This is a genomic window from Teredinibacter waterburyi (genome assembly GCF_001922985.1).
GTDB classification, from domain to species: Bacteria; Pseudomonadota; Gammaproteobacteria; order Pseudomonadales; family Cellvibrionaceae; genus Teredinibacter; species Teredinibacter waterburyi.
The window spans coordinates 1-14,181 of sequence record NZ_MRUH01000056.1 but is presented as its reverse complement, the minus strand read 5'-3'; the positions used below and the strand labels follow the sequence as shown (position 1 = coordinate 14,181).

General features: G+C 47.8%; 11 protein-coding genes. 9 read left to right on the top strand and 2 right to left on the bottom strand.

The features are described 5' to 3' along the window. Positions 1-38 precede the first annotated feature (38 nt). The 3 genes from IDZ20_RS05555 to IDZ20_RS05545 all read left to right on the top strand — a co-directional run bounded on the left by IDZ20_RS05555 (position 39) and on the right by IDZ20_RS05545 (position 4,449). Positions 39-827 carry an alpha/beta fold hydrolase gene (locus IDZ20_RS05555; RefSeq protein WP_188150437.1) on the top strand — a complete coding sequence of 263 codons (789 nt, stop codon included), beginning with the start codon at positions 39-41 and terminating at the stop codon, positions 825-827. 146 nt (positions 828-973) lie between these two features. Continuing rightward, positions 974-3,916 carry an EAL domain-containing protein gene (locus tag IDZ20_RS05550; protein WP_188150436.1) on the top strand — a complete coding sequence of 981 codons (2,943 nt, stop codon included), beginning with the start codon at positions 974-976 and terminating at the stop codon, positions 3,914-3,916. Positions 3,917-4,116: 200 nt separating this feature from the next. Beyond that, on the top strand, positions 4,117-4,449 hold the full coding sequence (locus IDZ20_RS05545; protein ID WP_188150435.1) for a DUF3144 domain-containing protein: 333 nt from the start codon (positions 4,117-4,119) through the stop codon (positions 4,447-4,449). 75 nt (positions 4,450-4,524) lie between these two features. On the opposite strand, the gene IDZ20_RS05540 is transcribed toward IDZ20_RS05545, so the two are convergent. Then, on the bottom strand, positions 4,525-5,805 hold the full coding sequence (locus IDZ20_RS05540) for an aspartate aminotransferase type Ic (protein ID WP_188150470.1): 1,281 nt from the start codon (positions 5,803-5,805) through the stop codon (positions 4,525-4,527). A 236-nt stretch (positions 5,806-6,041) separates the two neighbouring features. Between IDZ20_RS05540 and IDZ20_RS05535 the strand changes: the two genes are divergently transcribed. Beyond that, positions 6,042-6,584 carry a chorismate--pyruvate lyase family protein gene (locus IDZ20_RS05535; protein WP_188150434.1) on the top strand — a complete coding sequence of 181 codons (543 nt, stop codon included), beginning with the start codon at positions 6,042-6,044 and terminating at the stop codon, positions 6,582-6,584. Positions 6,585-6,611: 27 nt separating this feature from the next. On the opposite strand, the gene IDZ20_RS05530 is transcribed toward IDZ20_RS05535, so the two are convergent. Then, positions 6,612-7,769, bottom strand: coding sequence for an endo-1,4-beta-xylanase (locus IDZ20_RS05530; RefSeq protein ID WP_188150433.1), 1,158 nt, complete (start codon positions 7,767-7,769; stop codon positions 6,612-6,614). 227 nt (positions 7,770-7,996) lie between these two features. Between IDZ20_RS05530 and IDZ20_RS05525 the strand changes: the two genes are divergently transcribed. The 5 genes from IDZ20_RS05525 to IDZ20_RS05505 all read left to right on the top strand — a co-directional run bounded on the left by IDZ20_RS05525 (position 7,997) and on the right by IDZ20_RS05505 (position 13,971). After that, complete coding sequence (locus IDZ20_RS05525) at positions 7,997-8,482, top strand: prepilin-type N-terminal cleavage/methylation domain-containing protein (protein WP_245792137.1); 486 nt, start codon at positions 7,997-7,999, stop codon at positions 8,480-8,482. Between the two features lie 40 nt (positions 8,483-8,522). Further along, positions 8,523-11,318 carry a sensor domain-containing phosphodiesterase gene (locus IDZ20_RS05520; protein WP_188150432.1) on the top strand — a complete coding sequence of 932 codons (2,796 nt, stop codon included), beginning with the start codon at positions 8,523-8,525 and terminating at the stop codon, positions 11,316-11,318. Positions 11,319-11,368: 50 nt separating this feature from the next. Then, positions 11,369-11,953 (top strand): acyl-CoA thioesterase, encoded by a 585-nt coding sequence (locus IDZ20_RS05515; RefSeq protein WP_245792135.1) that lies wholly within the window; start codon positions 11,369-11,371, stop codon positions 11,951-11,953. Positions 11,954-11,989: 36 nt separating this feature from the next. Beyond that, on the top strand, positions 11,990-12,520 hold the full coding sequence (locus IDZ20_RS05510; protein WP_188150431.1) for an RNA methyltransferase: 531 nt from the start codon (positions 11,990-11,992) through the stop codon (positions 12,518-12,520). 83 nt (positions 12,521-12,603) lie between these two features. After that, a complete protein-coding gene (locus IDZ20_RS05505; RefSeq protein ID WP_188150430.1) occupies positions 12,604-13,971 on the top strand; it encodes an SPFH domain-containing protein in 1,368 nt (455 codons plus the stop codon). The last annotated feature ends 210 nt before the right edge of the window (positions 13,972-14,181 follow it).

Here is a 14,181-nt window from a genome sequence, read left to right as displayed (position 1 = left end):
GCCGAGCATGCGCACGGCTTTGATGGTTTGTTTATTTCATGTCGACTCCTGCTTTTCTTGAACTTAACTATAAGTCTACGGGCCAAGGCCAGCCGCTAGTGCTGCTCCATGGGTTGTTCGGCTCACTCGAAAATCTGGGGTTGCTCAGTCGCGCGCTCGCCGAACAGTACCAGGTCTACGCCGTAGATCTGCCCAATCACGGGCGCTCGCCACATACCGAGCGTACCTCGTTGCCACTTATGGCACAGCAAGTTAAAGATTGGATGGACGCAAAAGGGCTGAATAAAGCCATTCTTGTTGGTCATTCTTTGGGTGGTAAAGTCGCTATGGAGTTGGCACTTACTTACCCTGAATCGGTTGTTTCCCTTGTGGTTATCGATATTGCCCCAGTTGCCTACCCGCCGTCTCACGGTGATGTGTTTGCCGGTTTGAGCAGCCTCGATTCGGCGAGTTTGGGCAGTCGCAGTGATGCTGATTTACTCCTGCTTCGCTATGTTCCAGAGCCAGCGGTACGCAGCTTTCTGTTGAAGAATCTCGTTCGCCAAGATCAGCAGTTTGCATGGCGCATGAATTTTGCTGTGTTACAGCGAGATTATGGCGCGATGTTGCAGGCTAATCGGGTGGACGCTATGTTCCCCGGCCCAGTGCTATTCCTTAAGGGTGAAAACTCTAGCTACATTCGCGCCGAGCACGAAGCCGATATGCGCTCAAGGTTTCCCGCTGCAGGGGTTAAAATCGTTGCCGACACCGGTCATTGGCTGCATGCAGAAAAGCCTTCGCTAACACAGCGCTTGTTAATAAAATTTCTCCAGCAGAAACCTTCCTAAACATAGGTGCGCTGCTACACTTAAAATGAATTACGCGTTTTAAGCCTTCGGCAGTACACCTTAGCCACCGTTAAGTGACCACTTCACATCCTTAGCGGTGCTGTCGATATCAAATATACTCCGATAAGTTGCGGCCAAAGCTCTGCATGTCTATTGCCATCCCGTTATTTTACATTTCAAGTGGCTTTATCTTCTTTATTGGGGTGCAAGGGCTATTTCTCGGAATTGCCGGCTTCTCCCGCCGCTTACTTGCCGCATTTGCTGCGGCGTGTTTTTTTGCTGGCGGTTATCAAATTACCTCCGCTATGGCGTATAGCACCGGTAGCTTTGATTCCCACACGGCAATTTTACATTGGCAAACCTTCTTTTTATGTGGCGCTATCCCCGCGATGTTCGCCTTTATTGGGCTCTATACCGCCGACCCAAATGTGCAGCGCTGGACACTTTTCGCCAGTCTCAATTCAGCGGCGTTGATTTTTATAGATCTTATTTCACCGGTTTCGTTGCGCTACACAGGAGAAGTGTCGTTCCTCGCAATGGAAATGCCTTGGGGTGAAATTCTGTATCGCGTGCGAGGCGAGCACGGCTTAGCCTCGATGAACCTGAATTGTTTAGGGTTAGTTCTGGCTGTATGGACTAGCTGGCGCGGTTGGTCCCTGCGCAACACTGTGGAAACCAGAAAGTTCTATTTCTTTATGATTTACACGCTGTTGCAGCTGTTTACCATTTCTTACGGTATTGGCGAAGAGCTTGGCTATATAACCTCGTTTAAAATTGTCGGCTTTAGTTTTGTTTTGATGGCGTTACTGATGGCCGTCAACATGGGCTTTGATGTTAATGCGATCGTGACTAATTATGGTGTTCAGCGCAGTCAATTAAATATTGAACGATCCATTTTTCAGGATTTAAAATCCGATCAAGAACGCCTGTCGCAAGTTGTGGAGCAGTCACCTCACTGTATTCATTTGTTAGATAAAAGCGGTCGCTTAATTCAGCGTAATCGAACCAGTCGCGATCTTTGGCGCAGTGATATTGTGCCGGGACAGTTGTTGTTCGACTACGAGCCCTGGCGTCGTTTAGGGCTAGAGAGCGAATTTCAGCGGGTATTGGAAAACAAAGCGCCGTTGGTGCGATTGCTAGAGGTTGAGCCGATACACCTAAATGCCAGTATGCGGAGTAAGTGGTTGAGTGTGACTCTGTTTCCCATTATTGGCGCAGATTTAAAAAGTAACGGCGTAGCCATTATCACCGAGGACGTTACCCGCCAGTATTTGATTGAAGCCTCTCTCAAGTCGGTGGCTTCGGGGGTGTCGGCGTCGAGTAATTTTGTTTTCTTCGATGAGCTCACTCGTCAGTTGGCGATTTTGTACGATGCGAGTTTTGTCATGATCGCGCAAATTAATCCCGATAAAACGATTGCGAGCTACACCACAACATCATTTTGTATTGGCGGCGAGATTCGAGAAAATTTTTCGGCACCACTCGAAGGTTCGGTGGGTGAATTTATTGTCAGCAGCGAATCTGCGGTAGCCAATAATGGAATTAAACAGCTCGTGCCAAGGGATCGCTCCGTTCAATACTACAATCTTGACTCTTGTGTTGGCGCGCGTTTACAAAACGATCAGGGTGAAATTACCGGTTTTATCGCTGTTCTAGATAGCGCCTCGTTTGCTCAGGTAGATGAGTTAAGCCCAATTCTCGATATTATTGCCGATCGTGCTGGATCTGAAATTCAGAGGCTAGAGGCTGAGAAACGCGTGCGCCGAATGGCGTTTGAAGATTTTATTACCGGCCTGCCGAATCGTGCAATGCTTCATGAGCACTTGATGCAATTGGTTACCGAGTGCGCTTCAACTAATGTATATGCCGCCGCTTTTTTTCTCGATATCGACCATTTTAAAACGATTAATGAGGCACTTGGACACGATGTCGGCGATAGTGTTCTTCGTCATATTGGCAATCGTTTGAAGTCTGCACTGCCGGCCGATTTTTTCGTTGCGCGATTAGGTGGCGATGAGTTTGTAGTAGTGCAACGATTTGTTACTCAGGCGGCGGTTGATCAAGGCTTGTTAATTACAGCAGGAAAAATTATTGAGTTGCTCAGCAAGCCGCTTGAGTTGGGTGACCGAGTGGTGTCGCTGGGCACGAGTGTTGGCGTGTTGAAAATACCGGATCAGGCGAGTACTGAAACCGACATTATGCGGCATGGAGATTCGGCCTTATTTAAGGCGAAGCAAGAAGGTCGTAACCGCTTTGAAATATACGATGCCGAGCTGCAAACTCGTGTAGACGAAAGGTTGGAAGTTGAAAAGGGCTTACGAATAGCTCTTGAGAAAAATCAACTAGAACTTTATTACCAGCCAAAAGTGAATGCAGTTGGCAGGATTTGTGGCGCAGAAGCGCTAATTCGTTGGCGGCATCCAGTGCATGGGTTTATTTCGCCAGCAACGTTTATTCCTGTGGCCGAAGAGACGGGTTTAATTCACTTGATTGGTGATTGGGTGGTTTCCACCATTGCCGAGCGTTTAAACGTTTGGCAAATGGCAGGCTTTGGTAATATTGGCGATGTGTCAATTAATGTGTCGGCGTGGCAATTTGCTCGGCCTGATTTCATACCGAAAACCTTAGCCGCGTTACGGCTTAATAATATCGATGTTTCAAGGCTGTCGGTGGAAGTAACAGAAACCGCCATTCTTCGGGATATAACCGCAACTAAAAAGAAGTTAAAACAGTTGCGTGACTTCGGTATTTCTGTCGCACTGGATGATTTTGGGACGGGCTACTCTTCCTTGGCTTACCTAAAAGATTTGCCGCTTGATGCGTTTAAAATTGATCGTGCCTTTGTCGATGATCTCGGTAGTTCACAAACGGCGGCGCTAGTGCATTCGATGCTATCTATTGGTGGGCATATGAACTTGGCGGTGATTGCGGAGGGTGTAGAAACGGCCGAGCAACATCGGCAACTTTGCGAAATGGGCTGTGAAATATTTCAGGGCTTCTATTTTGCTAGGCCTATGCCCGAATATGAATTTATTAGTTGGGTGGGTGACAACCTCGCCAAGTTTGGCGACCCTTCGGTTGACTCTTAACGTCTATCTAATCTCTCGGTGTTTCCCCTTTTTACGCTAGCCACATATTTTACTGCTGCTGTTTTACCGGCGATTAGCTGGCGTACAGAATCTAGCCGTTGAGCTACGGCGTTTGTTCAAGCTCTGAACCAAACATACTGCTATAATCGCCGCGATAAAAAACATGCGTTATGGCTAATTCGAGAATAAAGGTAAAAATTATGGCGGACTTAACTCCAGAAGACGAACAATTTTGGGATGTGGTGGATAACGTAATAGACGTGTCCAACAACGCGATGGAAACCAGTGAGCCGGGCTTGGTGAATTCTGCCATGCTTTACGCGGCGGCACGCTATACAACTTTTGTATTGGCAAGCCACTCGGAAACGCGCAAGGACTTTATTGCCGACACGCCAGAGGCTATTCGTCAATTCAGTGAGGAATTCCAACGATTACTGGAAGAAAACATGGAGGACTACGCGGAGAACTATAAAGTCTATATGCGCGACGAGGAAGACTCTGGAGCGAATAAGGATGCTGCTGAGGACGAATAATATCTGGCGATAAAAAAACGCGGTATTTTATGGCTGTAAAAAACAGTCCAATAAAATACCGCGATGTTATGGTATTTAGCGTACGGCTAACGCTTGGCGAACAGACGCTAATTTTACGCAGCAAATGAACACCTTCATAGCTGCATCAACTTGCTCTACGCTGGGAACAGTGGGTGCAATACGAATATTGGAATCGAGTGGATCGCTACCGTAGGGAAAGGTCGCTCCGGCTGGGGTGAGCTTAACGCCAGCTTCTCCGGCCAGTTTTACGATTTCCGCTGCGAGACCGGCGCGGGCATCAAACGAAATAAAGTAACCACCATCTGCAGATTCCCAACGGCCCAAATCGTTGCCGCCAAAAGCCTCTTCCAAGTGCGCTAAAACCGATGCAAAACGCGGCTTGATAATTGCTGCGTGTTTGCTCATATGTTCGAGCAATGAACCCTCGGCCGCAAACAGGCGAGCGTGACGTAATTGGTTGACCTTGTCTGGGCCAATGGTCATAAAGCTCAGAGATTTCTTCATTCCTGTTAAGTTCACTGCGCTTGCCGCGAAGAATGCTACTCCGGCACCTGCGTGGGTGATTTTCGACGTAGAGGCAAACTGCAGCACGGAGTTTTCCGTTCCTGCAGTGGCACAGGCGTCGTAAATACTAGCCAGCTCAACTGGGTTGTCGGAAAGGTCGTGAATGCCGTACGCGTTATCCCAGAAGACTCTAAAATTATCGGCTGCGATTTTTCCAAGGCCAGCAATGCGAGTAACGGTTTCGTCACTGTAAACTACGCCAGTGGGGTTGGAGTACTTGGGTACACACCACATGCCTTTGATTGAGCTGTCATTTTTCACGAGTCGCTCAACTTCGTCCATATCTGGGCCGGTTGAGGTCATTGGCACGGTTACCATATCGATGCCGAGGTGTTGGCATACGGAAAAGTGGCGGTCGTAGCCGGGTACGGGGCAAATAAACTTTACCTTGCCCTCTTTGCTCCAGGCGGAATCTGGCCCTTCTAGACCAAAGAAGTGGGCAATCGACATAGCTTGGTGCATTAGCGTTAAGCTGCTGTTACCGCCGGCCATTACGTTTTCGATAGGCGTTTTTAACATTTGCGCGCCAATTGCGCGGGCTTCGGTAATGCCGTCCAAGCCGCCGTAGTTGCGTGTATCTACGCCGTCGGTGGTGATATAGTTGCCAGCCAGAATTCCGTCCAGAGCGTCGGCGAGCGCCAACTGTTCTGTAGATGGCTTGCCGCGGGTTAGGTCTAGATTCAGCTTCTGCGACTTAATTGCGTCGTAGTCTGCGGCCAGAGATTGTTCCCACTGTTGCAATTGTTCGGTGGAGGCGGTATTGAGTTCCAAAGCATTCCCCTTAATCGTTAATGGCGATGCTTGCGCGAGGCGGTGAGTGTGGTCGGACAAACAGCTCGGGGCCCTCGGCTAGCGGGCGGATTATACCGATTGACGCCACGGAAATCAGCGGATATTTCGCTCCATTTGAGCCTATGTGGCACCATTTTTACTTTTGCCGGCCGTGCTGGCGTTCGCTATACCGTTACCACATCACCAGCGACCACAAAGCTAAGGTTTTACTCGATATGACACGACTTTTTACCTCGAGCGGCTACCTTGATGCCGATGATGACCGCAGCCCGTTTCCGCTGGAAACTGTGCCCGCGTTCCTGCGGGTGCTGTTAAGTACCGATGGCACGGTAACCAAGAGTTTGGAATCCTACTTTTGGGAGCCAGTAGCGGTGATCAATTGCGGCCAGTCTTATCAAACCCTCAGCGCGGATGCACCGGTGATTGAGCGGCGCGTCGGCGACCGGGTATTGCGTCGCAGTGTAAAGCTAATGGGCAAAAAAACGGGTACCTGTTATGCGATGGCCACGTCACTGATTTGTACCGAACAGCTATCCCAGCAATTGCGTACCGATCTTGACGCAGGAGTGATGGGCATTGGCGAGTTGCTGCGTGAATGTGGGTTGGAAACTTACCGAGAAATTGTCGCCATCGGCGAGGGTAATGGCGGCGAAAGCTTAGCGGCTAGCGATTCGCTATGGCGCACTTACCGCATTGTGATGGCGCATCAACCCTTTATTCAAATTAGCGAATTCTTTCCCTTGGCGGTGTATCGCTAGCTTTTGGTGATGCGCTGTTTTTATCTCTTAAGGTTTGGTTACCACATCTAAGATGGCCTTTACCGCAGGTTTTGGCGTTTTGTTGCGATTATAAAGCAGTGGGTAATTGGTGCGATTGGCGATGGGGTAGTCGTTTTTCCACGACATACTATCGTCGACCCCCCAAAATGTTACCCGATCAATTTTGTCGCGGCGCTGGTAAAAAAGCTTAAACAGCTCGGCGTAACGATCGCTGAGTTGTTGCTGAACATTGGCGGGAAGGCCGTCGGCGTAGGGGTCGAGATAGGTTTTAAACTCTTCTAGTTGATACTGCGGGTGGAGCATACCTGTACCAATAATCTGTCCCTCGCGAGTGAGCGGCAGTACGTCTATATCCAGCTCGGTAATCATGACTTTCACCCCGAGCGCGGCAAAAGCGTCAATAGCGGCTTCTATATACTCGGTTTTTGGGTAATTTAGACCCCAGTGCCCCTGAATTCCTATGCCATCGATACGAATTCCTTCAGCTTGCAGCATCTTAACCAGACGCACGATACCGTCGCGTTTTGCGGGCCGCCAAGCATTAAAGTCGTTGTAATACAACTCGGTATTCGGGGCGTATTGCGCGGCGTATTTAAAAGCGGCTTTCACCAGCTCGTCGCCGTCGCCAATACCTTCAACCCATGTGGTCGGACGATATCTGCCATCGTCGGCAATGACTTCGTTCACCACATCCCATGCGTCTACCTTGCCCGCATAGCGTCCTGCGACGGTTTTAATGTGTTGTTGCAGGCGATCCATTTGCGCGGCGGGGGTATTGGGTTTGCCATGCTTATCGTGAAAAAACCAGCTTGGTGTTTGGTTGTGCCAAATGAGAGTGTGGCCAACGGTAAACATCCCGTGAGCCTTGCCGAACTCAACGAAGGCGTCGGCCGGACCGAAGTTGTATACCCCCGGTTCTGGATTGATCGGTGCCGCTTTCATGGCATTTTCGATCGTAATAGAGTTGAACTGATCCAGAACGATTTGTTGGCTTGGTTTATCTGCTCCGATAATAATGTCGTAATTAATCGCAGTGCCTATATAGAACGCGCCTTGGTAGGCCTCTTTTAGGCTGTTGGCAAGGGCTGTAGTGCAGCAGCCAACTCCGATAATGATCGAGATGGCGGACTGCCTTAGGCGGAGAGATATAAGTGACGTGTTCATGGCAGAGTTACCCTTATTATTAAGTTGGTTCTATTCGTATCAGATCTAGTCGTTTCAATACTATTCGTGTTCGTGCGTGCGCAAGGAGGGATTGTAGCCCGCTTTCGCGATGGTGGGCTTTGTGTATTGAGTAAACCAGCTCGAAAGCTGGCGAAGCGCTGGTTTGGCGACTAATCTATTAATGCCTACATTGTGTCAGGCCGTGGTGTCGGGAGGTAGTGGTATCGGTGTGTGATATTAGTTATAAAGCTCGGTCTCGCCGAGGGCTAGGGGCCGCCGCAGGCTTTAATCTAATCGAGCTGATGTTAAGCCTATTAATAGTCGCTGTTCTAACCGCCATCGCGGTGCCGTCCTATCGCAGCTATGTTGAGCGTGCTGAGATAAAGATGGCGATGGCTGACATTGCCGCTATCGACCACAAAATTGCACGCTACCTGTCGAAAACGCTCTCCTACCCGCTGTCTCTAAATGATGTTGGAGTGACGAGGCTCGACCCGTGGGGTAATACTTACGTTTATCTCAATATAAGTACTGTTACCGGAAACGGGCAGTTGCGAAAAGATAGAAACCTCGTACCAATCAACACCGATTACGACCTCTATAGCCGTGGCAAAGACGGCGCGAGCGTAGCGCCACTAACCGCAAAAAAAAGCCATGACGACATTGTTCGTGCGAATAATGGTGGCTATATAGGCTTGGCACAAGACTACTGATGAATAAAATCACCTCATGAATAAGGCTGCGCGGTATAACTTGCTGAGTTCCAAATTAGCGCGTCGTACTTTACTACTGTTCATCCTCAGCTCCCTAATTCCAATAATCGTATTTTCCTTTCTTGGCAGCCGTCAAATTGAGCAACTCTACACAAAAAAACAACAGCAAGAGCTGCGTCAAACGGCGAAAAACTTTGGTCTGATTTTATTCGAACGACTTAGCTTCTTAGAGCTACATACCGCGCATCTGCGGAGCATGCTACTGCAGGGTGATAGTAAAGAGATCTCCGCCGCAGCGCTGGATAAATTCACCTCGGATGAGATAGCGGCTGTACGTCTAATTAATAGCGACGATACGGCAAGACATTTTCAGCTTAATTCCACAGTGGCAGAGAACTTTTACCAGCATTTGTCGAATGTCCGAACGCCGGCCCTTATTGTTAGCAATGGAAAAGAGCCCACGCTTTATTTTGTGTATCGACCACTGCAGGTCGACGGAAAAATGTTAGTAAGCTTTCAGTTAAGCAGCGAATATATGTGGCGCCACTTAGATAACTACGACCCAAGAATAAAATATTCTGTGCGGGGTAGTGACGGAGGCTTACTGTTTGAGACCCGTGATGACCTTGACCTACATCTTACCTCGACTCACAAACTTGTAGAGGGAGAGGGCGCGGCCGTATGGAGCCTCTACCTCGATGCGCGATATGCCGCAGGCGATTGGAAAATTAGTGCGTTTTCCACCGGTGCTGATAGCGTAACCGATGCGCAGCAATTTAAAACCTCAATTCGGTACACAACAATACTGGCAATACTCTTGGCTGCACTTATTAGTACCTATGTGATTAGGCGTACGACGGCGCCAATTTTCGCGTTGCGTAAGGGTATAGAGCAAATAAATCAGAATCGGTTTGGTCATCTCGTCGATATTAGCAGCGGTGATGAATTCGAAGCACTTGGCAACACGTTTAATGGTATGTCGTTGCGGTTACACAACTATATTTTTGCAATGCGTTCATTAGCGGCTATTGATAGGCTGATTTTGGAAAAACTCAAAATAGAAGATGTTGTACGTGTTGTTCTGGTCGAAGGTGTGGAGCTTTTACACGCGAAAAGACTATGCTTTTTCGTCAGTTCTGATGACCTATCTAACCCAAATGATTTCTATAGTTTTAGCGAAGGCTGCGAAATATCTGGCGGTGTAATTACTATCAATAATTATGATCTCTATCAGCTGCATCACCCGCAAAGCATCCGAAAAATATCGGATACGGCAATAAATCGAGAAACATTCCCGTTTAGTAGTGAAGCGGATTACATTTACACCAATGTACTTTGGCAAAATGAAAAACCGAAAGCGATTCTTATAGCGGTGTTTAATTCTCTGCCTGAAGATTATGTAGCGGGTATCGCATCGTCATTTTCCGACCACGTAAACGTTGCCTTAGCTAATTGCAACTGGGAAGAAAAGCTATTTCAACAGGCACATTACGACCTGCTAACAGGTTTGCCGAATCGATATAGATTTAGAGACAAGTTAAAAGACACGCTAGAGCAGGCGCAGGGCGCTAAGCAGCAAGTTGCATTACTGTTGATTGATATAGATAACTTTAAAAAAATTAACGACTCGTTCGGCCAAAAAACTGGTGATGAGACCTTGCAGCGAATGGCCAATTTGTTGGCCAGTGCGGCAGGTTTGGAAAGGCCGCTGGCCCGTATTGGAGCCAATGCCTTTGCTTTAATCTATATCTTCCCTCTAAATTCCCGCACTACTATTGTCGAAGAAACCGGTGCCCTTGCGGAGCGTATTCGATTAGCGGCGCGAACACCCCTAACGCTAAATAATCACAAATTTAGCAATACGGTCACGATTGGTATTGCGCTCTACCCGAACGACACAGAATCCTCTGAAACCCTCCTGCAGTGTGCCGACGAGGCAATGTTAGAAGCAAAAAAATATGGCAAAAATCATATTTACTATTATTCAGAGGTCTATAACACCTCGGCGCTGGAGCGGGCTCGCTTTACCGCGGATATTAACCGAGCACTTTCAAACAATGAATTTGAACTTTACTACCAGCCAAAAGTTAATTTACGTACGCAAAAAATGGACGGCTGTGAGGCGTTGATTCGCTGGAATCACCCGGAAAAAGGCCTATTAACCCCGTACTTTTTTCTGCCGCAAGCAGAGGAGTATGGCTTGATTGGCGAGCTGGGTATTTGGGTATTACGTGAAGCTGCGCGACAAAAAGTTGAATGGCAAAGTCACGGAGTTAACCCCGGACGAATCGCGGTGAACGTGTCAGTGTTGCAGTTGATTGATAAGGACTTTGCCCGAGATGTACAGCGAATATTGGCCGAAACACTCTGCAAAGGAGAGCAGCTTGAATTCGAAATCACTGAAACAGCCTACGTCGAAGATATGGATAACTTCAGGGTTGTAATTAGTGATTTGGAAAAAACCGGTATTGTGTTTAGCGTAGATGATTACGGAACAGGCTATTCATCCTTGTCTATGATTCTAAAGTTGCCGGTGGCGAAACTAAAAATAGACAAATCCTTTGTTGATGGAATTCCAGGTAATGATATTAGTAACTATATAGTCGAGTACGTGATTGGTATGGCCAAAAAGATCGGTATTACCGTGATTGCGGAGGGGGTAGAGTCCACCGAGCAGCTCGGACTCTTAAAGCAATATAAGTGCGATATCATTCAAGGCTATATTTTTAGCCTTCCAGTGCCGGCGACAAAGTTAGTGGAAATGTTAGAAGATAATGCCTTCGCCGCACAATTTTCCAGTCTGCAGGCCCTTTTAAGTGAAAAACTATCGGACTAGCGTTATCATTATCCATCGATAAATTGATAGTTCGGCGTTGGACATGGTGAATGCCCGTCCGATTAGCCGCTGCGCGGGTAGTCCATATCATGGTTAAATCCTATAAAAGTGTTGAGCAATCTCAGGTTGTTATCTCGCAGTTAATGCTGCCATCCAATACAAATTTCAGCGGTAAAATTCACGGGGGCTATATTTTGTCACTGCTTGATCAGGTGGCATTCGCTTGCGCGTCTAAGCACTCTGGCCACTACTGCGTTACCGCATCGGTGGATACAGTTGATTTTCTTAGCCCTGTCGAAGTAGGCGAGTTGGTAACCTTGAAGGCCTCTATCAATTACGTTGGCAATACCTCTATGGTTGTCGGTATTCGGGTGGAAGCTGAAAATATTCAAAACGGTACGACAAAACACTGCAATTCGTCTTATTTCACAATGGTCGCGAAAAGCGAAGCCGGAAAGTCGGTACGAGTGCCAGGGCTAACCTTGAAAAGCTCCCTAGACCTGCATCGTTTTGTTAAAAGTATCAGTCGCATCAAACACAAGAAAGAGCGTAATGCGTACGCCGAAATTACCTGCGTAGATGTACCAGAAGTTATCGAACAACTAAAGGGCTATAACGTTCAGATAGACCTTTAACCTCCGAAAAAACGTGTAAATATCCGGCGCGATATTATGATTAACTCTTGTACCTATATCGGTTTATGTAATCCAAAAAGCCCAAGCAATGTCGGCTCGGTAATGCGTGCGGCCGGTTGCTTTCAGGCTGATGCGGTGTTCTATACCGGTAGTCGCTATGGTCGCGCAGCACGTTTCCATACCGATACGCATCAGCAAAGTTTATCAATTCCACTTGAACCTCGGGATAACCTTTTGGCCGATCTCCCCGAGAATGTAAAGATTGTGTGTGTAGAATTAGTCGAGGGTGCAACGTCTCTAACCGAGTATCAGCATCCAGATAGGGCCATTTATATCTTTGGTCCAGAAGATGGCAGTATTTCTCAGCAACTTGTCGATGCGGCCGATGATGTTGTGTATATACCTACGGTCAACTGTTTAAATCTGGCGGCTACCGTAAATGTTGTACTTTACGATCGTCTGGCAAAGCAAGACACTGCTGAGGCGGGTATTGCCGAGCATTCGATTGGCGATGATCTCATCTGTAAAAGCCGAGACATTAATAATCGCCTGCGCGTTACCAAGTAAACGAGTTAATTAGGTCGGACCCTTGCGGGACAAAAAAACAATATTAAAAGCTACGAATAACCAATACTAAATAAGGATTTTTTATGTCGGATACAGGTATAAATAAGTTGCCGCCTCGAGCGGTATTGTTAGCGGTTCTTTCCATTGCTGTTGGTGCAGCGCTCGTGTTTTTGTTTTCTAAAGCGTTTTTCTACGCGGAGCCTGGGTATATTTACCATGTGCGTACCGTGTTTGGCAGCGAAGAGGTGGTAACCGAAGTGGGTTATAAGTTCTACCCTATGGGCCGCTACAACGCGTGGAAACGCGCAATGACAGTGCAAGCCTTGGGCGACGGTAACGTCAGTGGAATTCGCGCTGAGGCCGATTCCGAAAATACGTCGGCAAGCTTACCGCCTATGAGTATTATGTTTTTAGATCAAGTAGACGCTCATGCCGAGGCTACGGTTCGGTTTTCGATACCTTCGGATACCGAATCATTTTTACGCTTAGCACATGAATATCGCACCCCAGAGAATCTACTGCGTACAGCTTTGATGCCAGCCTTTAAAGAAACACTTCAAGCAAATGCTTCGCTTATGGCCGCAGAAGAATACTATGCCGGTGGCCGTACCGAGTTTAACTCGGAATTCGAAAATCAAATGGGCCGTGGTATTTATTTGGTAAAACGCAATGAGGTAACGGTGAGGAGCGGACGCGCAGCAACGTCGTCTGCCAATGCGTCCTTGGGAACGGAGCAGGAAGAGTATGGCGAGGATTCGAAAACCGTTTTTATTGTCCAAAAAGTATTAGACGATACGGGTCAACCAAAGCGAAAATCGCAGCGCTTTTTAGATTTTGGAATCACCGTGGTGTCTGCCCTGGTTACCGATATGCGCCCGAACCAAAAATTTATTGAGCGCATGCAGTTAAAGCAAAAGGCCTCTGCAGATCGCGCCATTGCACGTGAACAGCGTGTGCAAGAAGAAGAGCAGCGTTTGTTGGCAATAGCTCGAGGCGAGCGTGAAGTTGCCGAGCGCCAAGCTAAGGCTAAGGTCGAGCAAATTCAAAAAACCACCGAAGCGGAAACCGACAAGCAGCTAGCGATTACCGGTGCAGAAAAATTAAAGGCTCAGGCGAGTATCGCTCGCGAAACTGCAGAAATTAATTTGGGCAAAGCGAAATTCGAAGCGGAAACTCGTCGTACGCTTGCAGAGGCCGAAGCCTATCAGAAGAAAGTTGTTATGCAGGCGGATAACGCCCTAGCGCAAAAATTGGATGCAGAGATAGAAATTCAGAAACTCTGGGCGAGCGCTTTTGCTAAACGGCAAGTGCCTAGCACGGTATTTGGTGGCGGTGCTGGTGGTGGAGCTCCTGTAGGTAGTGATTCAGAAGTTCGTGCGTTTATGCAGCTGTTAACCTTAGATGCGGCCAAGCGTCTGAGTTATGACCGGGATGTATCGAAAGCGAATTAAATACAGCCAGCTAATAATAGTAATCGATATAGCTAAGGCGCCTTAACTGGCGCCTTTTTTGTTGGTGGAATCCTGAACGGCATCCGGCTTTTCGCTGTCGATATTAAGCGGAATTCCCTAGACGCTTTTGCAGGCACTGAATCGCCATCGCCGCCGAGGTTCGATTGTCGACTTGTAGTTTTTTAAACAGTTGTTCTAAGTGCTTGTTAA

Bases quoted from the DNA above. Each gene is read 5' to 3' on its own strand.
- IDZ20_RS05555 (WP_188150437.1), top strand. From the start codon at position 39: ATGTCGACTCCTGCTTTTCTTGAACTTAACTATAAGTCTACGGGCCAA.
- IDZ20_RS05550 (WP_188150436.1), top strand. From the start codon at position 974: ATGTCTATTGCCATCCCGTTATTTTACATTTCAAGTGGCTTTATCTTC.
- IDZ20_RS05545 (WP_188150435.1), top strand. From the start codon at position 4,117: ATGGCGGACTTAACTCCAGAAGACGAACAATTTTGGGATGTGGTGGAT.
- IDZ20_RS05535 (WP_188150434.1), top strand. From the start codon at position 6,042: ATGACACGACTTTTTACCTCGAGCGGCTACCTTGATGCCGATGATGAC.
- IDZ20_RS05530 (WP_188150433.1), bottom strand. From the start codon at position 7,769: ATGAACACGTCACTTATATCTCTCCGCCTAAGGCAGTCCGCCATCTCG.
- IDZ20_RS05515 (WP_245792135.1), top strand. From the start codon at position 11,369: ATGCCCGTCCGATTAGCCGCTGCGCGGGTAGTCCATATCATGGTTAAA.
- IDZ20_RS05510 (WP_188150431.1), top strand. From the start codon at position 11,990: ATGATTAACTCTTGTACCTATATCGGTTTATGTAATCCAAAAAGCCCA.
- IDZ20_RS05505 (WP_188150430.1), top strand. From the start codon at position 12,604: ATGTCGGATACAGGTATAAATAAGTTGCCGCCTCGAGCGGTATTGTTA.